Raw genomic sequence first — 22,032 nt, 5'->3', positions numbered from 1 at the left:
TTAATGTTTAGAATAAATAACTTTTCTATCACTTAATATTAAAAAACGAATGATGGAAAAGCTATCTTTAATATTCTCTTTATTTTATAATTATTGTTTCTAAATGTACAGGAACAATCACTTTAGATTTTGGTGATGCGAATTTTACTTCTTCTAGAAATGGATTGATTTTTTTTTCTATAGCATCTTCTTGAGAAAATCCATAAGGCACTCTAAAATTATCCCAATGTGTTGGAATTACTATTTTAGGAAAGTTTGTTAACTGCATTAAACGCTCTGTATATTTATAAATTTCTAACCTAGAAAAATTAACTCCTGGTAAAATAATATCTGGTTTTAAACCTGCCACTTCTCTTTCTAAAAAGTTCATAGAACCCGCTGTTAATACTTTATGATTTTTAAAACGAATTAAAAACATTAACGATTTTCCTTCTATAAAATCTTCTAATTTTAACGGCAAGGCTAATTCCTCTTTATGTATTCTAGAATCGTAATAATGCTTATCACCTAAAGCCGAATGAATAGACGGAATTACCCTTACAGAAAACTCATCAAACTGATAGTCTTCTCCTCCTTTTACTCTAAGTAATTGTTTTTCTGGAACACCAGCTGCTTTTAAAATCATACAACTTGTTTCTGTTGCAATTACTGTTGCTCCTGTTTTTTTTGCGATGTAAGGAACGTCTGCCAAATGATCTAAATGTGAATGATGTACTAAAATATAATCTACTTTATTTGTAAGTACTTTGTTGATAGTTGCCGTATCTGATACATAAATATCTGTTGGATAATAATTTTTACGAGTATCATCTTTACTATTCGATGGGCTATCACCTAACTTTAATCTAGAAATATATGGATCGACTAAAATATTTAAATTGCCCTCTATCATTTCCCAACCTGCTCCTCCAAAATATTTTAATTTTAATTCTTGGGCTTTACTATTTTGAGTAAAACTTAAGATAAATATCAATAAGAAAAGTAACTTTACTATTGATTTTTGTTTTAATTTTCTGTAACTTATTTTCATATGTTGTTTTTTATAATTAATCATAAACTTCTACAATCAACTCAATTTCTACCGCTTGTGCACGTGGTAATGATGCCATACCAACGGCAGCTCTTGCGTGTTTTCCTTTTTCTCCAAAAACATCTACCATTAAATCAGAAAAACCATTAATTACTTTTGGTTGTTCTACAAAATTAGGATCTGAATTTACCAAACCTAAAACCTTTACAATTCGTTTTACCTTATTTAAATCACCCAACATATGTTTTAAAACTGCTAGTTGATTTATTGCTGTTAATCTTGCTGCAGCATAACCTTGGTCAATTGTAATATCTTGTCCTAATTTACCTGTAACTTCTGTTCCGTCTACATGTTTTGGACCTTTTCCTGCCAAGAAAATAAGATTCCCAGTTCTAACTCCGTTTACATAATTTGCAACAGGTTGTGGCGGACTTGGCAACACAATATTCAATTCTTTTAATTTTGCCTCTGGATTGTAATCTTTATCTGGCATTTCTTTTAGCTCTTGCTTAGCACAACCAATCATTAAAAGAGTAACAAAAAGTAACTTTATAATTTTACTCATAATTTTAATATTTAATTTCTTTTTTATTTTATAAAATTTTAAATCCTAAAATTATTCAGCCGGTTTAAAATCGGCTGCTTTCCATAACGGATTACTTTTATAATAATTTCCATTAGTAACTACTGCAGAAACAGTTCTTATGTTAGAAATATCTAACAAAGGGTTTTTGTCTAAAATAGCAATATCACCTTCTTTTCCTATTTCTAAAGTTCCTGTTTTATCCCCTAATCCCATTGCTGTTGCCGGTACAATTGTAGCTGTTTTTATAGCCTCTAACGGTGTCATTCCTCCGTATTTCTGATATGTTTCTAACTCTAAATACAAACCAAAAACGGGTACAATATTATCTGTCCCTGCAACAATTGGCACTCCTGCCTTATAAAATTGACCAAGAATTCCCATTGCTTTTATATAATCTGCTTTTGCAGTTTCTGCTCTTTTTGCAGATAAACCTGTTCTAAATCTTTTCCCTTCAAATAATTCATACGCTATCCTATCAGAAAATGGTTCTATGGCTTCTAAAACAGATCCTTTAATCATTGCTCTTGCTACATCTAGAGCAATTGTTGGATCTAAAACTGTTTTATGCTTTAATAGATAAGCAATAGCTTCGTCTATTTGTTTCTGCGAAATATCATTTTCATTGATATAATAACTACCTAATTCCTTAACTGTTTTACCAGGAAATAATACCGTTAAAATTCTAGACCTATGACTTAACATATCCATTCCTGCATCAATAGCACCACGTGCGTTACCAATTTCTTTTGGCACATGACCTGTAATAGACATACCTCTTTTATGTCCTTCTTCTGCCAATACTTTTGTTAATTCTGAACTTACTGAAGAGTAAATTTTTATTTGTTTGTATCCGTTAGAAAAATATAAATCTGCTACTTTTTTTGCTTCTTCAACAGTTCTTGCTCTTATAACTCCGTTACCTTGTATTCCGGCTCCATCTGTCATACCTGCTAATAAAATATCTGGTCCAATTGCGCCTTCTTTTGCAATGGCATCTCTAAATGATGTTGCAAATTCTAGCTCATTTCCGTTATCACGAATTGTCGTAACACCACCTGCTAAATATGCTGGTGCCCAATCTACTTGATTAGAATGCGCATGCATATCCCACAAACCAGGAATTAATATTTTTCCTTTTACATCAATAACTTCTGCTCCTTCAGGAATTTCCACTTCAGAACGTTTTCCTATTTTAGAAATCGTTCCGTCTGTAATAATTAAAGTCATATCCTCTTTAGCAGTGTTGCTAAGTCCATCTACAATATTTCCACCAACAAATGCTTTTACTTTTGCTTGAGTACCTTTTAAATCTTTAGTGAATTTTGATAATGCAGCCATTTCTTCTTCTACATTTCCTTGTACAAAAAATAGTTTTGCTTCTTCGTAACCTTCTTTAATATATTCTCTAATTTGTGTATTTGCCTTAACAAGTGCCACTAAATTATTTACTTCATCTACCCAAATAGTTCTTCCTCCCCAATTGATACCTTCTACAACATATCTTTTTAAAGGTACTTTTTCACCTTTAATTTGTACGGTATCTTTTTGAATAAAATTCATGGTAATTTCTCCTCTTGGTAAAGTAGGAATACTTCCTGTACCGCCTTGTTTAAAATAATATTGATATAACATCATTTCTACACCTGCAGGAATATTACTATGAACTGGAAAAAAATCTCTATTTTCCTTTTTTACAAAATCTCTATTTTTTTCCCAAACAGAAATTCCATCAGCAGTTTTTTTAACTTCTAAATTAACAATTGTATCATTTTTTGTAATACGTCTATTTCTGTAAGAAGAAGGATTTAAATTTATATCTAAATGTAACTCTGCTTCTACTCCTGTAATTCTACCTCTTTCGTTTTCTCCTTGAAGTGATTTTACAATAATTGAATCTTTCGTTGATGTAATAGAATAGGTTTCTTTACCAATTAAAGATTGTCTTCTATATACCAAGAAAGCGCCTTTTTCGTTTATGTTTTCCCATTTTGATGGAGTACTTGTAGAACATCCTGTAACTAAAAGCAGCACACCTAATTTTAATAAGTAACCTGCCTGTTTCATTTTATGCTTTGATTTATTTTTATATATCATTTTATATTTTTTAAGAGTTATAAATATCAATCTTGATTAAAATCAAGGAAATTTTGGAGTGAATTTATTAAAGTAAAATTGATTTAATTCGCCTGAATTACTTTCTATAATATCTAGTTTTTTATCACCATTTAAATCAAACGTTAGAATATCATATGTACTAAATTTCTCGTCATTTAACTGAATTTTAGTCCAACTTGTGCCGTTATTAGAATTGATAAAAACATTATTTGGTGACCCTGTATTTCCTATAATAATATCTGTTTCTCCATCACCATTTAAATCGCCAATAGATAAAGAATATGATTTATCTGAACTTGCGTCAAAAACAATTTTACGATTATAAATCCCTGCTTTACTTCCAAAATAAATAACGTTAGGCTCACCAATATTTACAGTAATAATATCTTTGTAACCATCTTTATCAATATCTAAAACAGCTACAGATCTTGTAACATCATTACCTGTACCGTAAGCTATTTTTTTACTAAACTTTAAATTACCATCGTTTAGGTAGACGTAATTTGGTTGATCATCTCTATTTGCTAAAATCAAATCTAAATATCCATCACCATTCATATCAGCAACCTCAACATCTATGGTAGAATCTTTTTTGTTTCCGAAACCAATAACTTCTGTAAAAACACCTTTTCCGTTATTTAAACAAATTTCGTTTTCTCTACCTCTATTAGTAATCAATATATCTTTATCGCCATCGTTATCTAAATCTGCAACAACAATATTTCTAGTAGGTCTGTATTTACCTCCAAAAGATGCTCCTTTGATAAAATTTCCCTTTCCATCATTTATAAAAATAAAATTAGGAGCCATATCGTTACCAACAGCAATATCTAAATCTCCATCTCCATCAAAATCTGCAAGCTCTGTAGAATAACTCGTTTCTTGTTCTGTACCTAAGTTTTTAGAAACTGTAAAAATTCCGCGACCATTATTTATAAAGATTTTATTCTGTCCTGGCCAATGCCTACCATTAGCAATAACAACATCTAAATCGCCATCACTATCAATATCACCAATTCCCATAGAAGCTGTTCGTTCTTTATCAATTCCTAAAATGGTTCTACTATTATTTAAGAAATTTGATTTCTGAGCATGGATAGAAAGTACGCAACTAGAAAACGCTGCAAATAAAATATATTTCATAATTTTAGTTATAATTAATTAGAATCTATTACTATAAATAAGCAACTATCTCTATTTATATAGACACAATATTTGTTAATTACGATTTTAAAGTGTCTTTAAAGTACCTTAACCAATTAAGTCCTAATATTTTTTCGATATCTCCTGTACTGTAACCTCTTTTATCTAAAATTTTAGCTACTTGTAAATAACGATCTGGCTTATCTAATTCCGGGATCCAAGGTGGCCATTGTACTTTATACGAAGGTTTAAATTTTGTTAACCTTGGTACATACCAGTTTTCTTTTGTTGCTCCTGTTGCTTGTAAACCTTGTATTGCAAAATCTGCAGCAACACCAACATGATCTATTCCTGCAATTTTAACAACATGATCTATATGATCTACATAAGTTTCTAAGGTTGTTTTTGTACCTAATTCTGGTCCAATCATATACCCCAAACAAATTACTCCCATAATACCACCTTTATCTGCCATGGCTTTTATTTGCGCATCGGTTTTAGATCTTGGATGATTTTTATACAAAGACTCACACATCGTGTGATTAAAACATGCTCCGGTTTTACTAAATTTAATTCCGTCGTTGGTTGTCTCTTTTCCGCAATGCGATAAATCAATCATAATACCAAGTTCGTTCATACGTTCTATGGCTTCAATTCCAAAATCTGATAAACCACAATCTGTACGCTCTGTACTTCCATCACCTAACAAATTTCTTTGATTATAGGTTAATTGAATCCAGCGTGTACCAGCATCATATAAAGTATCGAGGTTTTTTATAGATTTCTCCATCATTGTGGCATTTTGAAATCCGTATAAAACAGCTGTTTTATTTTCTTTTTTAGCTCTGATAAAATCTGCTGCACTTGTTGCTTTTATTAATACATCCGAATTATTTTTAATACGATTATCCCATTCTGTTATATTTTTTAAAGCTGATTTTAAATTTCCAGAAAGTAAAGAGGTACCAAAACCAGAGTATCCCGTTTTTGCTAAAGCATCAAAAGAATCTTTATTCCAACCTTTCGGAATAATAAGTCCATCAATAACCATTGCTTTTTTATACAACTCTTCAATTTTAGTGTCTTGAAGGTTTTTTATCAAATTATTAGATATTTTTTGATTCGGATTAATATCAACAGATTCTAATATTGATGCAAAAGTACTTGCTATCTGAGTAGGAAAAATTGTACCAATTGATAATAGTTTTATTAAATTTCTACGATTTTTTTCCAAAATATTTTATTTTTTATAATTGAATTTACATGAACAGAAAGACATCCCAAAACGCTAAGTATATAGAATTCTTGACTGTCATAAGTTAAAGACACACATTGAAAACAACTTTTACTTTTACCAATATGTGTCTTTAATATTTTGGGGGACAATCATATAATTAGTATCCTGGGTTTTGCTCTATATTAGGATTTACATCTGTTTCATCCTGTGGTATTGGCAATATATTGGTATCATCTGCATAAGAAATAAAACAAGCACTAGATGTACAATTTGTTCTTACAATATCTTTTTTTCTTCGCATTAAATCCCATAATCTTTGTCCTTCAAAACAAAGTTCTAATCTTCTTTCTAGAAAAATAGCGTCTATTAAATCATCTCCTGTACTCGTTGTACTTATTGCTGTAGGTAGCGCTCTCTTACGAATTACATCTAAATCTTCTTGAGCTCCAGTAATATCTGTACCTATTTGTGCTCTTGCTTCTGCTCTTATTAAATAAATTTCTGCAAGACGTACAACTTTTACATTATCATACCCCAAAACATGTGAGTATTTGTCTACTCTATAAGGCGCATAATCTCCTGCTAAATTTTCATCTATTACAAAATTCTCCATTCTTACATCGTCTGCGTCATATAAAGAAACAACGTCGTTAGATGGTAAATAATCTCCGTAACCACCTGCTGCTGCAGAAATGTATAAACCAGCAATACCGTTACCTCCTACGTTGTCTGATTCTGTCATAGAAATTTCAAAAATCGATTCAGAAGTATTATCGTTATCCCATAATGTTGCGTAATTGTCATTATCAACCAAACTATAACCTGCATTAATTACATCGGTAGCCATTGCTTCTGCATTTGCCCAATCTTCTTTATACAAATAAACTCTAGACAATAAAGCTTTGACTGATATCGCTGATAATGTACTAGAATTTGAGCTTCTAGAAGTATCACTCATTAAAGATAAAGCCGTTGTCATATCTAAAATCACCTGATTATAAACCTCTTCTACAGTATTTCTTGATGGTTCTAATGTTGGGTCAAACTCTAGGATTAAAGGTACTCCCGCATGACTTGCATCTGATGTAAATGTATAATGTTGCGCAAACAACTTTACCAAATCAAAATAGATTAAACCTCTTAAAGCGTGTGCTTCTCCTAAAATATGTTCTTTACTAGCTTGAGATGATGCTGTAACTTCTACATCAGAATTAATAATATTATTTAAGGCATTATTTGCAAAATACATTCCAGTCCATAAGGCATTTGCCTGACCATCAGATACGTTTTGAACGTGTTCTGCATAGTCTACAATTCTATTTGCTGATAAATTTTGCTTTACATCGTCAGACAAAACATCTGGAACCATAAACATGTATCTACCGTAATAATATGCTCCTTGAATTTCGTCATACACACCTGTAATAGAAGTTTCTAAATCCTCTAAATTTGTAATAGCATCTTCGTTTGCAACTGAAGATTGAGGTGTAAGTTCTAAAAATGATTCTGAACATGATAAGAAGAACCCTACCATAATCAATAGTAATATTTTATTATATTTTTTCATGAGTTTCTTTTTAAATTACAGTTTAATATCTAGCCCTACAGAAATAGTTTTCATCGCTGGCGTTAATCCATTATAGCTCCCGCTTATAGATTGTTCTGGATCTATGTATAAATCTTTATCTTTAGTAAACGTTAATAAGTTTGTACCTCTTGCGTATATTCTTGCAGAACTAAGGTGTAATAATGAAGCTACTTTTTCAGGAACATCATATGCTAGTGTTAAATCTTTTAAACGGATAAAACTACCATCGTACAACCATCTTGTAACATTACCTTGATTACTACCAGATTGTCCTCCCCATTGAAACTTAGGGAATAAAGCATCTGTTTTACCTTCTACCCACCTATTTTCGTAAACATATGTAGCAGTACTTCTTGGTGTTAATCTACCATCTCCTAAAGATCCTTTTGCTCTACTATCAAACAAATAATTACCAGAAGAATACATAAAACCAGCATTTAAGCTAAAGCCTTTGTAAGAAAAAGAAGTATTAAAACCACCGTAAAAATCTGGTGTTGCAGACTTACCTGATAAATAACGCTCTGCATCTCCAATATCATTTGTTATGGTAGTTTCACTAGCATCTGTAAAATATTGTACATCTCCGTTTGTTTGATCTACACCTGCCCAACCATACATATAAAAAGACTGAAAATCTTGTCCTACTTGTCTTCTAAAAGCTCCGCTTGTATAATCTTCATCTAAATCTGTAATTTCATTTTTAATAAAAGTTGTATTAAAACCAACACTCCATCTAAAATCTTTATTATTAATAATGTCTGCATTTAAAGTAATTTCTAAACCTTTATTAGACATAGATCCAAAGTTTTGTGTTAATTCTGTAAACCCTGTTGTTGGAGAAATAGGAACATCTAAAATAAGATCTGAAGATTGTCTATCAAAATACTCTACAGTACCACTAATTTTACCAAAAAGACCAAAATCTAACCCAATATTAAAATTCTCTTGAGTTTCCCATGTAAGTTCTGGATTTGCAAGTTGTTGAGGAGTACCTCCGGGAGAGCCGTCATAATCATCACCATAACCATATAATCCTAAGGAAGCAAAATTACCAATAGCTGCATTACCTGTTAAACCATAAGATGTTCTTAATTTAAGAACATCGATAAAAGAAATATTATTAATAAATTTTTCTTTAAACATATTCCAACTTGCACCTACAGAATAAAATGTTCCGTATCTATTATCTGCACCAAATCTTGAAGATCCATCACGCCTTACACTACCTGAAAGATAATATTTATGATCAAAATTATAGTTACCTCTTAAAAACATAGAGTTAAAAGTATACTCTGTTTTTGTACCAGAAACCGCATATTCTGCTGCTGCAGTACTTAGTGTTTTAACTACATCGTTAGGAAAATCTGAACCTGAAGCAGAAAATGATTCACGTATGGTTTGTTGCGCTTCATAACCTGCTAAAAAGTTAAAATTATGACTATCATTTAATGTTAAACTATAATCTAACGTTTGTGTACCTACCCATGTTTTGTTGGTAGTATTTGCTTCATAAGCATAACCATTTGTATCATATCCGGTTCCATAACGTCTGTTATAATAAGTAGATTCGTTAACGCTTAAAATATCAAAATTCCATTGAGATCTAAATATTAAATTCTTTATAGGAGTGACTGTAAGTACTAAATTATCAATAATTCTACTTGTTTTTGTTTCCCATAAATCGTCTCCACTCAAACTTCCTACAGGATTACTTCCTATTGGAAAATATGCTAAATGATCTGCATTGTATAAACCTTCCTCGTCATAAATAGGAATTAACGGAGATAGCTCTAAAGTACTCTTAAAGGGGTTGTTCCAAGAACCTGCATCTGGTGCAGTTGTAGATGTAATATTTGCAATTGATATGTTATTCGATATTGTTAAATATTTACTTGCTTTATATTCTAAATTAGTTCTACCACTAAATCTAGAAAAATCATATCCTATAATATAACTTCCTTGCTCCATAAAACCACCAGACATAAAGTATTTAACTTTATCGGTAGCTCCTCTTATACTTAAATCATAACTTTGTGTAACTCCAGTTCTTGTTATAGCGTCTAACCAGTTTGTATCTGTAGCTTCACCTGTTGAAGGATCGATTTGTTGTGTATAATAATTATCTAATTGTGTTTGAGCTTCTGCCTCTGTAAGTCCTAAATTTACATAACCTTCAATATATAATTCTTTATACTGAGCTGCATTTAAAGGTTTTAAAATATTTTTTGATGCTTGAGAATTAAACCCTGTTAATGTTTTTAATTCTATAGTTGCTTTACCTGTTTTTCCTTGTTTTGTAGTAATTAAAATAACACCATTTGCACCTCTAGATCCATAAATTGCTGTAGAAGCAGCATCTTTTAAGATACTAATACTCTCAATATCGTTTGGATTGATAGACGCCATTACATTAGAACTGGCTCCATCATTATCATTTGTAGACTGGCTACCTGCTTGAATAGGAATACCATCTATAACATATAAAGGCTCACTAGATGCATTAATAGATCCAATACCTCTAATTCTAATTTCTGTATTTGATCCTGGTGCTCCATCAAGAGCACTTGCTTGTATACCTGCTACTCCACCTCTTAGAGATTGCTCAAAAGAAGATGTTGGCGCCTGTTCTAATTCTGTTCCTTTCATTACTGCAACAGAACCCGTTAATTCTTCTTTTTTTAAAGAACCATAACCAACAATAACCACTTCTTCTAAAGAAGCAGTACTTTCTTCCATTTGAACATCTATAACCGTTTTATCTCCAACTGTTACAGTTTGTTTTATCATACCTATATAAGAAAACTCTAAAACAGCACCAGCTGGTACTTTAATAGAATATTTACCATCAAAATCTGTTTCAGTTCCTGTAGAGGTTCCTTTTACATGAACACTTACACCAGGCAAAGCAAAACCTTCAGATTCTACAACTAAACCATTAACCACCCTTTCTTGTTTTACTTGATTATTAGCTAAAGAAATAGTTGGTTTTTGTTTTGTTTTTTTGACAATAACTTGCTTTCCATCAACCTTATAACTTAAATTGGTTTTTGAAAAAGCTTTATCTAAAATCTTAATAATATTCGCTTCATTAAGTTTTATTGATACTTTTTTATTTGTGTTTAAAACATCATCCTTATAAAAGAACATGTAATCACTTGACCCTTGAATTTCTTCAAAAAATTCTTCTATTGATATTCCTTTTACATCAATATTTATTTTCGTTTGTCCCATCAGCGGATTCATATTACCTGCTGTGATTCCCAAACTAATTAATAATAGAAATAATCTCATAAGTATTAAAATTCCTTTGCGTGAGTTTTTTTTCATATTTTTGTTTTGATTATTAAATTTTGCTGTTCTCTACAGCAATGTGATTAAAATAAGCCAGAAGATGTTGGCGCATCTTCTGGCCTTTTACTAATTCAAATAATAGTAGTTTACTTCATATTTTTTTTTGTTTAATTAATTATTATTTTACCTTCTTCTAAGGTATATTTCATATTTGTACTTGCACTAATATTTTTAACCACTTTATCTATGCTTTCGTTTAAATCTAAATATCCAGAAAACTTTTCTTTAGCTAAATTTTTATTTTTAATATCTACTTTTAAATTATAGTATCTAGAAATTCTATTCATAACATAACTCAAATCATTGTTTTTAAAGATTAAAACGCCATCTCTCCATGAGAAATAATTATTTACGTTTACTTTTTCTGATACAATACCCTTAGTTTCTTTATTATACGTTGCTTTTGTACCAGGTGTAATTTTAATTTTATCTGAATAATGATTTAATTTTGGATCATTATGATAACTAATTTGCACACTTCCGCTTTTTAAAACCGTATTAATTTCTCCTTCTTCCGGATAACTTGTTACTCCAAAAACAGTTCCTAAAACTTTAACCTCCTGCTCTTTAGACATTACAATAAAAGGATGTTTTTTATCATGAGCAACATCAAAAATAGCCTCTCCTTCTAAATACAACTTTCTTCTATCTCCATTAAAAACTACCGGATATATTAATTTAGAACCAGAATTTAACCAAACAATCGTTCCGTCTGAAAGATTTATTTTAGATCGTTTACCATAAGGTATAATAAGTGTATTGTATGCTACTTTACTATTTTTAGAGGTTTCTTGTTCTATTTCGGTATCTTCTCCTATTGTTAATTTTTTTCCTGATTTAGAATAATTTATATTACTATCCTTTTTTTCTATTTTTAAATTTTCTCCATTTCCTAAAACCAATACAACTTCATCAGTTTTATTAAAATCTACCAATTTTGATGTATTTACAAAATCTGTAATTGAGCTATTAGGTTCATTTTGATAACACAAAACAATACCTATCAAAAAAACTAAAGAAAAAGCAAGACTCATTACTAAACCTTTATTTCTTCTATTTCTTTTTCCATAGCTAAGATTATCAATAGAATTAAAAATTTTATTCTTTAAAGCCATTTTTTCCAATTCTGTAATTGGTAAAATCTTAACTTTATTAGATTCATTAACTTTCATGATCTTTTTATATTCTTTATTATTAGTTTAAAAACTTTATTTGACTGCTATATTATTAATAGCATATTTTCAGTTTTTTATAGACGTTAAAATGTGTTTTTTATAAAAAATAAAAAGATAACTGTAGTAATAAAACACTGAAATTTAATTTTCTTAATACTTTAATTGCTCTATAAACAGACGTTCTGGCAGATTCAATAGAAACCTCCATAATCATAGAAATTTCTTCGTAAGATTTTTCTTGCTCAAATTTTAAACTCAAAACTTTTCTTTGACTATCACTTAAAGTTTTCATTGCACTTCTTAACCTTGAGTTTCTTTCGGAAATACCTTCTTCGGTTATAATGTGTTTCTCACAAGAATCTGAATGCTTTTTATTCATAGCATCAATTTCATAATCAAAATCATCTAAAGAAACAGAAGTGTTTTTTTTATGATACTTTTTATTAATTTTCCTTTTTAAAGATTTAAAAAGATAATACTTAACATTATCTGTTTTAGAAAGCTTGTTTTTGTATTTATATAAGTCTACAAATAAATCGTGGATACAGTCCATAACATAACCTCTATCTTTTGAATGATACATACCATAAGAAAATAATATATTTACGTATCTATTATAAAGCTCTTCTAAAGCTGTTTTTTTACCACTCTTTAATTCCTTCCAAATTAATGCATCCGTTTTTTCTACAGGAAAAATATTACTTTCACTTGTTTCTATTACTTGATTTATCGCAGATGTATTAAGATTGTTTTTTGCTACCAAAGCCAATGCTAATTCTCCATATTCTTGCATAAATTTTACTTTATTTTTTTACTTTATTAAAGTTATTGTAACAACAACACAATATATTAAGCAAACTATTTATCTTTCATAGACCAAATTATCATATAAATATCAAAAAAGATGATATAAAGAAAATAATTAAACAAAAATACCATTTCATTAAAAAATACATATATAAATTATCAAATTGAAACTCATTTTTTTATTCCGCCTAAATTATAAGTAGGTATATTATCTCTTTATAAAAACAAAAAAAAGTTCCATGTACTTAAACATAGAACCTTTAAAACGTAAGCTATAAATACTTTTCAGTAGAGAGGAAGGGATTCGAACCCTCGGTACCGTTACCAGTACACTACCTTTCCAAGGTAGCTCTTTCGACCACTCAGACACCTCTCTTTATTTTAAGACAAATACAAATCAATCAACCCCTCTGGAGTATCTACTTGAATTGTTTTGTTCTCTCTATCTACTTTTTTGATAAAATCATCTACCATCGGAATAAAAATCTCTGTTCCATTCCTGTCAATTTCAAAAAGCGGTTGCGCTGCTTTGTCGTTTATATGAACAATTTGCCCAACTTCTCCAAAATTAGCATCAACAACTGTAAAACCAATTACTTCATGATAGTAAAATTTGTCACCCGTTAATTCTGGCAACATTGTATTTGGTAAATAAACACCACATTTTAAGATAGAATCTGCTTCTTCATCAGAATAAACATCTTCAAACTGAACACGTAACTGATTTCCTTTGTGTAATGAACTTTTATCAATAAAAAATGGAACCAAGTTTGTGCCGAATTCGACATAAACTGATTCCATTTCTGTATACAACTCAGGCTCGTCGGTATCTAATTTGATAACAACTTCACCTTTAAAACTATATTTTGTAACGATTTTGCCTAAATAAAAACAATCTTCTTTACGCATCTTCGTAATAATTTATAATTTATTCTGCTGCTTTTGCTGCTGCATCATCAATAGTTTCTGGAGCCTCTTCAGCCTCAGCAACAACCTCTTCTGCTACTTCTTCAACAACTGGTTTAGCTGCTTCAATTCTTGCTTCATTTACTGCTTTTTCTGCTGCCAATGCTGCTGCTTTCGCCTCAGATTGTGCTTTAGATAAACCAGCTTCTTTATCAGAAATCTTAGTAGCTTTTGCTTCTACCCACGCTGCAAATTTTGCATCTGCTTGCTCTTGAGTTAAAGCACCTTTTCTTACACCACCAGCTAAATGATTCTTTAACATAGCACCTTTGTAAGATAAAATGTTTTTTGCAGTATCAGTTGGTTGTGCACCATTTTGTAACCAAGTTACAGCTAAATCTACATCTAAATCAATAATTGCAGGGTTAGCGTTAGGATTGTAAGTACCTATTTTTTCTAAGTATTTACCATCTCTTTTTGCACGAGCATCAGCGGCAACGATCCAATAGAATGGTTTCCCTTTTTTACCGTGTCTTTGTAATCTAATCTTTACAGACATAATTTGTTAATTTGTTAAGGTTCTCGACCTTTATTATTAAAAATCTCACTATCTCGTAGTAAGTGGGCGCAAAAGTACAAAACCTTTTTTAAACTAAAACGCTAAATATCAATATTTTTTAGGCCGTTACTACAAGGGATGGGCTTTCACTACTCGCTTCCCATAAAAAAATGTGAGAGAGCTCAAACATAGAGCCTGTCTTGAGCGTAGTCGAAAGGCTCTATCCTTAAAGCAGTACTCTATATCATTTATTAAAATTTATATTTCCAGAAAAAACTTAACATGTTAAATAATGATTGCTTAACATTCCTATTTAATTAAACATGTATTTTTATTTATTAAACCCTTTTATATGCTTACCATTAATAGACCAAATAATAACGGTTATGAAAATTTCGACCTATTTTCTGAAATAAATAATTCAAACATTCAATTCCATAAAGAACATATACTTGAAATAAACGTAAAAAAAAATGGATATATATATTTGCCACCAAATAAAGAAAATTACATATACGAAGTTATCCAAGGTGCAGTAAAACTTGGTGGATACTCAGACAATGGAGAAAGTTTTGTTTATGAAGTTTTACCTCATACAGAGTTTTTTGGCAACTTTAAATACCTAAATGGTCAGTTTCAAGAATATGCTAAAGCAATCGTAGATTGTAAAATTAGAGTATACAATTTAGATTTTTTTAAAGCAACTGTATTAACAAACCCTTTTCTTTCTAACTGGTTTATTTCTTACCTAGTAAAACGATGGTGTTCTGCAGAAGTAAAATTAAAAAACATTAAAGAAAAACATGTTAAAGAAAAAATAGCTTCTCTTCAAAATCATTATAATGTTACTATAGAGGATGCAAATGGTAAATCTTATATTTTATTTAACCTATTAACAAAACAGGATATGGGTGACCTTATCGGGGTCACCCGTCAAACTGTTGCTTCTATTATACAGAAAGAAAAGCAATTAATTTTTTAAAATTCCTAGAAACAAAGTAACATCATAGATTTCGTGTTCTACAAAAAAAGGCTAATTATAAGAATTATATGTAAAGAACATATTACTTATAAGACCTTTATAAATTATTATAGAGGATAAATTTGTTCTATTTTTTGTTGTAACGTGGCATCTCCACGCATTTCCATCTGAACCTTTTTTTCATCAAAATTAATTTTTAACACCCCAAAACTTTTTGTAGAAATAACTTTACCTACTCTTGCCGGATTGTATTCTTTTGTAAAATTCTCACTTGCATGTGTCATTCCACTAGATGTAAAATCAATTAAAGGGTAAGTTAATCCGCTAACTTCTTCTTTAGAAAACTCAGATATATGACGATCTCCAGACAATAAAATAACGTTATTAGCTTTTGAAGATACGATTACATCCAGTAGTTTTTTACGTTCTAATGGAAAGTTTGCCCACTTTTCATAAGGATGTTTTTCTGCAATTACCTGTACACTACTTAAAATAATATTAAATTCTGCAGATGAATTAACCAACTCACTTTCTAACCAAGCCCATTGCTGCTCACCTAAAATAGTACGATTCTCTTGATCACCGTTTACACTTTTTTCGCTAATACTTGTTCTAAAATAACGAGTATCTAATAAAATAACTTTTACAGACCCTTTAGCTGTTTCTATAACTTCAGAATGATACACTCCTTCTCTTTTTCTTCTAGGAGAATTTTTATCAACTTCTAAAAAATCCAATAATAGTTCCTGACTTTTTTCTTTTTTAGGATATTCTAAACCCGCATCATTAGCTCCAAAATCATGATCATCCCAAGTTCCCAAAACCTTAGTTTCTTTTAAAAGGTTTACATATCCTTTTTGCTTTTTTTGAAGATTATAATCTGCTTCCATTTTATCCATATTCTCTGTGTCTGCATAAATAATATCTCCTCCCCACAACCATACATCTGGATTTAATTCAGCAATATCATCCCACAACAGATTCGTTTGATCTGGTTTATTACAAGAGCCAAAAGTAAGTACAAAATCTGCTGTTTTTTCTTTTGTTGACTGATTAAAATAAGCTTTATCTTCACTTGATTTAGAAGTTGTTTTACAGGATAAAACTGTAAAAAAAGCAAGTACTATAATAATTTTTTTCATTTTTTAAACTTTTTTATTTAATTATAAATGTTGTGGTTACTGGTAAATGATCACTAATTTCTCTCATTTTTTTAGGTACAAAAAGTTGGGGGACTTCCGCTGAATTTTCTTTATATTCTTTATACATATTGGTATTCATCAATATATAGTCTAATCTTCGTTTAGGATCATCAGAAGTATGTGTCATTACTGTTTCGGGTAATGGGTCTATAAACTTCTCTCTCTTTACTTTTTCATTTAAAAAAAGATTAATTTCTTCGCTACCTTGTACACTATTAAAATCTCCTACTACTAAAATATTTTTGTTTTTGTCTTCTTTTAAGAATCGCTTATACTGCTGTTTCAGAAAATTAATCTGACCTTTTCTCATGGCTATATTTCGTTCTCCTCTACCTGCTTTTAAATGAACCCCGGTAAGTAAAAAATTATAATCTGAACTAGGATATACTTCTATAGACCACATTCTAGTATTTAAAGTGTTTTGTGTTTCTAATTGTCCTTCTTCATTTTTATACTCTAAAAGAGGTGTGGTTACATTTCCATAACCATAAATAATACCTAACGGAAATTTACTCATAACAACTACATTCATATACCAACCATGGCTAGGAACGTCTGCAAAATATACATACCCCATATTTTGCAAATTTTCATCAGCAATACTTCTTAAAAATTTTGCACTTTCAAATTCTTGCAATACAACTACATCTGCATCTATTTTTTTTAAAGCAGTTACTAAATTAGCTACTTTATTATTCATTAAAGAATCGGGGCTATTTTCTCTTTTAGAATCGATATAAGGATCATCAAAAGAGTCTACAAAATGCTCTACGTTCCAAGAAAGGACTTTAAAACTTTCTTTTTTGGGGAAAATGTAATCAGAAGGAATTACTTCTCCGCTTTCTTTTGCTACATAACTTTTCTCAGAAAAAGAAGCATCCTTTTCTATTAAATTCTTAGAACCTCCACAACTTATTAAAATTAAGAAGACTAAAATGTATATACTATTTTTCATAAATTATACTATTAAAAAAAAGGGTTTGACAGAGAAATATCAAACCCTAAAATAAAAACTAAACAAACTATTTTTTAATTAAACGAATATCTTACACCAAACTGCAATCTCCAAGGAGTTCCGTTTATTGGTTCTGTACCAGCACCTGTTTGTATATTGTATTCGTAGCTATTTGTTGATTGATCAAATCCGTTAATATTCATAAAACTTCTGTTTCCAAAATTATGACTGCGTCCCCACTCTTTATTTAATAAGTTCATAAAGTTAAAAACGTCTGCAGATATTTCTAAAGCATGCTTTGGGTTTAAAAAACTAAACTTTTTTACAAGACGAAGATCTACTGTTGCACTAAAAGGATTTTTTCCGCCGTTTCTTTCTGCAAAACTTCCATAACTTTCTTTTAAATAATCTTTAAATCCTTGAGAAGTTTCTGGATCGTTTAATACTTCATTATAACTATCTTTAATATATTGAGGCGTACTTGCATCATCTGGATTAAAAATATATGCAATTTCATTACTTAAATTAAAGTCTCCATTTGCACTTCTATTTCCACCTGCCTCTAAAGAATATCTTGTACCTCCTGTACCCACAATTGTTGCTCCTAAAGTAAATCCTTTCCAAGTTGGTGTTGCTCCGTTTACGACAATTTTAGTGTCAAAATGATTATCAGAATAACCATAATTTAAATCTCTAGGATCTCCTTTAACAGGAAGAAAAGTAGACGTATTAGCAACACAACAGTTGTATGAAGAATTGTCTTTAGAACGATTTACAGTAAAACTTGCATTTACATAACCATCTTTTCCTATTCTTGCAGAACCATCGACTACTAAAGCAAGATTATCTAAGATACCATCAGATGTTAATACTAAAGTTCTACCTACTAAATCCGATTCTCTAGACTCTGTCCAATCTGTACTTCCATTTGTAGAAATTGTATTTGCAGGCACAAAAACCTCTCTACCTTGTGGCGTTACAAAATAAGGTTCTGCTACTAAATTTGCTTCTTGGTATACATAGTTATTTTTAGTATGACTAAAAACAGCGTTCACCCCTAAACTATATCTATCTCCAAAAAAGTGCGTATAATTTACGTTTGCCTTATAAATGGTTGGTACTTCAAAATCTGGACTTACCGCATTTATGGTAGAAAATGGAGTTACTCCTGCCGGAACACCAGGCACAGTACTTGGGTCATTTCTATACCCTTCAAAATCTGGTGTTGGTACATTTGCACCTGTAACATCAATAGCTCCTAGTAAAGTTCCACTATTCTGAATATTATTAACTTGTGCATAATAATGCGGTTGAGAAGTAAAGACACCTCCACCAATTTTTAAAATATCAGTATCATTTCCTTCAATATTCCAAGTTAATTGAACTCTTGGTTGAATATTATCAAAATCCTCTGGTTTTACATCGGTACGAATTCCTAATTCTTGATCCACTAAAGGATTATATTCTGCATCATCTAAAAAAGCTGTTGCATCATAACGGATACCTGCCGCAAGATTTAAATTAGGATTTACATCAAATTCTACCTGAGCAAAAAGTGATAAATCTAAAACAGTTTGTTTCACTAAAGAAGAGCCTTGTAAAGGCACTTCTCTTGCATATCTAGAAGCGTTTAAGTTTTCGAAATCATCTAAAGAATCAAAGAAAAAACGACCATTTTGCTCATTAGATAATTGCGTTTCTAAGTAGGTAATTAAGTTATCTGTACCAAACGTAAAGTTAAATTTACCTGCACTAAGATATGTTGTGTTTGAAATTTGAAGCTGATTTTCTAAATTAGTTTCTGGTGAAAAACGTTGTCCTCCTAATTGTACAGTTCTATTACTGCTATTGCCATTTGGTAAAACAGATTCTACTTGCACAATTGCTCTTGGTATATTTTGTGACGGCAATTCTGAATTAGGTGCAAAAATACGTTCTGCATGTTGGTATTGAACTTTAAACTCATTCGTTACACTCGATGAAAAAGCAGAACGCAATGACAGAAACATGCTATTTTCTTTTGATTCAAAATCAGAATAAGACTCGGCAACTTCTATATTAGAATTATCACTTACACTTAAAGGATTGTCCCACTTATTATATAAGTTTCTAAAAGTTAATCTATGCTTATCGTTAATTTGCCAATCTAATCTAAAAAATAAATTATTAGCTTCTGTTACTCTATCAAACTGCCCTACTTGCTGAGAATCACTTAAACCATATTTATCTCTACCTATTTGTAAAAAACGATTTAAACTTTCTTCTGAAATTCTTAAATTATTTGCATCGTTATCACTTTGTATGTTTGCAATAAATTGAGGGTCTCCTGCATCTTGTCTTTCATAAACTAAGAAAAAATGCAACTTATCTTTAATTATTGGACCTCCTAAACTAAAACCAGATTGAGAGTTATAAAAATCTGCTTCTCTATCTTGTCCTTGTATTGTATATTGACTTTGAAGATTGTCTGCTCTGTGATAAAAGAAAGCACTCCCTTCAAACTCATTCGTACCAGATTTTGTTACAGAAGTAATAGAACCACCACCTTGGCGGCCTTGACTTACATCATAATCATTTGTAGAAACCTCAAATTCTCTAATAGCTTCTTGAGAAATCGTATAAGGACCTTTACCAACCTCACCTGCTGTAAGTGTATTTCTAAAATTAACACCATCAATAGTTACATTTGTAGACGTTCTTCTTTGACCTCCTAAATTTAGACTTCCAGCTCCTTGCAAAGGAGACAAACTAGTTAGTCTTGTAAAATTTCTTCCTTCGGATGGTAAGTTTTTAATTTGAACTTCTCCAATTTTTGTTGAAGCTCCCATTTGCTGAATACGTTTTGCCAAACCATTAGAAGAAATAACAATTTCATCTAAAGAGGTAGCAGATTCTTGTAAAACAAAATCAACCGTTAAGGCATCATTTAAGTTTAATAAAAAACCTTTATGAACTACATCTGTAAAACCTAAATATTTTGCAGTTACAGAATAAGGACCTCCTAAAGGTAATTGCTGAATTTTGTAACTTCCAGTTTCACTTGTTGTAGCACCAGAACTAAATCCTGTAGAAGTATTTTTAACAATTACGGTAGCTCCCATTAAAGGCTCTCCACTTTTGTCTGTAATAACTCCTTTTACGGAAGCATTTGTTGCTTGCCCAAAAGAATGATGAATGTTAAAAAACAATACCCCAAAAGTAATCATCATACTAATGGTTAAACGATTTTTTACTACTGATAATTTCATAAGTTAAATTAGTTTTAATAAGCATCAAAACTATACTTGGCAAGACAATCATTAATGTTAAGTATTAACATTGATTTAGATTTAATATTAATTTAAACGTTTCTTAATATTGAAAAAAGTGATTATCGTCGTCCGATTTTAACCTAAGACACCTATCAAACCTACATAAAACAACAAGTCTTTATTAAATATTAGAAATGAAAATATTTTTTACTACTTATATAAATAGTATATGAGTTAAAATCAAAATCTTATGAACTCATAGCCCTCTCTAATATTTTATAGTTTTGTATCAGATGCTAAACAATACACATCTTAAAACAAGCTATTGGAATTTTAAAATGAAAATGACAACATGAAGTACACAGAAAAAATTTCGAACAAATTAAACGAGTTATTAGAGAAAAATTATGATGCCGAAAAAGGATATCTAAACGCTGCAGAAAATGTAGAAAGTCCTAAACTAAAGATTTTCTTTAAAAATAGAGCCTCAGAAAGAAGTCAGTTTGCAAAAGAACTTAGAACAGAGATTCTTGTACACGGACAAATACCAGAAGATGATGGTTCTTTTAAAGGAACAATGCATCGAAATTGGATGACTCTAAAATCGCTATTTAGCTCAAATGATGAAGAGGCAATTTTAGAAGAAGCTATTAGAGGTGAAAAAGCAAATTTAGAAGAGTATAAAGAAATATTACTAGATGATGTTTTTGCTCCTTCCACAAAAAAAATGCTAGAAGAACAGCAACAAAAAATTCAAGCAGCTATTAATTTGCTAATGGTGAAAGAAGAGTTAGCCTAATCAAAAAATATAAATAGGTTATAAATCTATTATTCATATTTTTATGAAACAGTTTAAAAAGCCAATCCTTAAATGGATTGGCTTTTTTGTGCTTAGACTTGTTACTTGCAAGCATTAGTAAATAATTTCATCTGCCTTCTTACTTTTTTTTACAATAGAAAATTAATCTGACAAACTTAATATTAAAAAAAATAGTTGTAAAAATAAAACACACGCTAACATTTGTAACGAGTGAAACCAAAAACCTATTTCTCTAACAATATTGGTTACAAGCAAACTAATTCCGCGTGAAGGATAGCAGCGAAAAGCCCACAGTGAGGCACGAACGAGGACTTGCAGCGGATAG

At 30.5% G+C, this 22,032-nt stretch carries 16 protein-coding genes and 1 tRNA gene; 2 read left to right on the top strand and 15 right to left on the bottom strand.

Annotated features, from left to right (window positions below; translation table 11 throughout):
• Nucleotides 1-79 precede the first annotated feature (79 nt).
• The 12 genes from H0I29_RS09675 to H0I29_RS09620 form a co-directional block, all read right to left on the bottom strand.
• On the bottom strand, nt 80-1,030 hold the full coding sequence (locus H0I29_RS09675) for an MBL fold metallo-hydrolase (RefSeq protein ID WP_218752116.1): 951 nt from the start codon (nt 1,028-1,030) through the stop codon (nt 80-82).
• Between the two features lie 16 nt (nt 1,031-1,046).
• The gene (locus tag H0I29_RS09670; protein ID WP_218732566.1) at nt 1,047-1,595 is read right to left on the bottom strand and encodes a RidA family protein; all 549 of its coding nucleotides are present in this window, start codon (nt 1,593-1,595) and stop codon (nt 1,047-1,049) included.
• A 51-nt stretch (nt 1,596-1,646) separates the two neighbouring features.
• On the bottom strand, nt 1,647-3,710 hold the full coding sequence (locus tag H0I29_RS09665; protein ID WP_218752115.1) for an amidohydrolase family protein: 2,064 nt from the start codon (nt 3,708-3,710) through the stop codon (nt 1,647-1,649).
• A gap of 42 nt (nt 3,711-3,752) precedes the next feature.
• Nucleotides 3,753-4,874 (bottom strand): VCBS repeat-containing protein, encoded by a 1,122-nt coding sequence (locus tag H0I29_RS09660; protein WP_218732564.1) that lies wholly within the window; start codon nt 4,872-4,874, stop codon nt 3,753-3,755.
• 79 nt (nt 4,875-4,953) lie between these two features.
• Complete coding sequence (locus H0I29_RS09655) at nt 4,954-6,108, bottom strand: dipeptidase (protein ID WP_218732563.1); 1,155 nt, start codon at nt 6,106-6,108, stop codon at nt 4,954-4,956.
• A gap of 160 nt (nt 6,109-6,268) precedes the next feature.
• Nucleotides 6,269-7,678: a RagB/SusD family nutrient uptake outer membrane protein gene (locus H0I29_RS09650; protein WP_218752114.1), complete on the bottom strand. Its 1,410-nt coding sequence runs from the start codon at nt 7,676-7,678 to the stop codon at nt 6,269-6,271.
• A gap of 15 nt (nt 7,679-7,693) precedes the next feature.
• A complete protein-coding gene (locus H0I29_RS09645) occupies nt 7,694-10,990 on the bottom strand; it encodes a TonB-dependent receptor (RefSeq protein ID WP_218752113.1) in 3,297 nt (1,098 codons plus the stop codon).
• Between the two features lie 167 nt (nt 10,991-11,157).
• On the bottom strand, nt 11,158-12,222 hold the full coding sequence (locus H0I29_RS09640; RefSeq protein WP_218752112.1) for a FecR family protein: 1,065 nt from the start codon (nt 12,220-12,222) through the stop codon (nt 11,158-11,160).
• Nucleotides 12,223-12,322: 100 nt separating this feature from the next.
• Nucleotides 12,323-13,018: an RNA polymerase sigma factor gene (locus H0I29_RS09635; RefSeq protein WP_218732559.1), complete on the bottom strand. Its 696-nt coding sequence runs from the start codon at nt 13,016-13,018 to the stop codon at nt 12,323-12,325.
• A 303-nt stretch (nt 13,019-13,321) separates the two neighbouring features.
• Nucleotides 13,322-13,408: transfer RNA gene (locus H0I29_RS09630), tRNA-Ser, on the bottom strand.
• Between the two features lie 5 nt (nt 13,409-13,413).
• Nucleotides 13,414-13,941 (bottom strand): ribosome maturation factor RimM, encoded by a 528-nt coding sequence (rimM, locus tag H0I29_RS09625; RefSeq protein WP_218732558.1) that lies wholly within the window; start codon nt 13,939-13,941, stop codon nt 13,414-13,416.
• Between the two features lie 19 nt (nt 13,942-13,960).
• A complete protein-coding gene (locus H0I29_RS09620; protein WP_218732557.1) occupies nt 13,961-14,497 on the bottom strand; it encodes a 30S ribosomal protein S16 in 537 nt (178 codons plus the stop codon).
• 352 nt (nt 14,498-14,849) lie between these two features.
• Here H0I29_RS09620 and H0I29_RS09615 point away from each other — a divergent pair, with 352 nt between their 5' ends.
• Nucleotides 14,850-15,479, top strand: coding sequence for a Crp/Fnr family transcriptional regulator (locus H0I29_RS09615; RefSeq protein ID WP_218752111.1), 630 nt, complete (start codon nt 14,850-14,852; stop codon nt 15,477-15,479).
• Between the two features lie 107 nt (nt 15,480-15,586).
• On the opposite strand, the gene H0I29_RS09610 is transcribed toward H0I29_RS09615, so the two are convergent.
• The 3 genes from H0I29_RS09610 to H0I29_RS09600 form a co-directional block, all read right to left on the bottom strand.
• Complete coding sequence (locus tag H0I29_RS09610; RefSeq protein ID WP_218752110.1) at nt 15,587-16,621, bottom strand: alkaline phosphatase D family protein; 1,035 nt, start codon at nt 16,619-16,621, stop codon at nt 15,587-15,589.
• Between the two features lie 13 nt (nt 16,622-16,634).
• Nucleotides 16,635-17,636, bottom strand: coding sequence for an endonuclease/exonuclease/phosphatase family protein (locus H0I29_RS09605; protein WP_254712606.1), 1,002 nt, complete (start codon nt 17,634-17,636; stop codon nt 16,635-16,637).
• Between the two features lie 74 nt (nt 17,637-17,710).
• Nucleotides 17,711-20,884 carry a carboxypeptidase regulatory-like domain-containing protein gene (locus H0I29_RS09600; protein WP_218752109.1) on the bottom strand — a complete coding sequence of 1,058 codons (3,174 nt, stop codon included), beginning with the start codon at nt 20,882-20,884 and terminating at the stop codon, nt 17,711-17,713.
• Between the two features lie 355 nt (nt 20,885-21,239).
• On the opposite strand from H0I29_RS09600, the gene H0I29_RS09595 reads away from it, so the two are divergent.
• Nucleotides 21,240-21,686 carry a PA2169 family four-helix-bundle protein gene (locus H0I29_RS09595; RefSeq protein ID WP_218752108.1) on the top strand — a complete coding sequence of 149 codons (447 nt, stop codon included), beginning with the start codon at nt 21,240-21,242 and terminating at the stop codon, nt 21,684-21,686.
• The last annotated feature ends 346 nt before the right edge of the window (nt 21,687-22,032 follow it).

This window comes from Polaribacter sp. R2A056_3_33 (assembly GCF_019278485.1).
In the GTDB taxonomy this organism is placed as follows: Bacteria; Bacteroidota; Bacteroidia; order Flavobacteriales; family Flavobacteriaceae; genus Polaribacter.
Note: the sequence above shows the minus strand (reverse complement) of the source record. Positions and strands in the feature narration are given on the sequence as shown.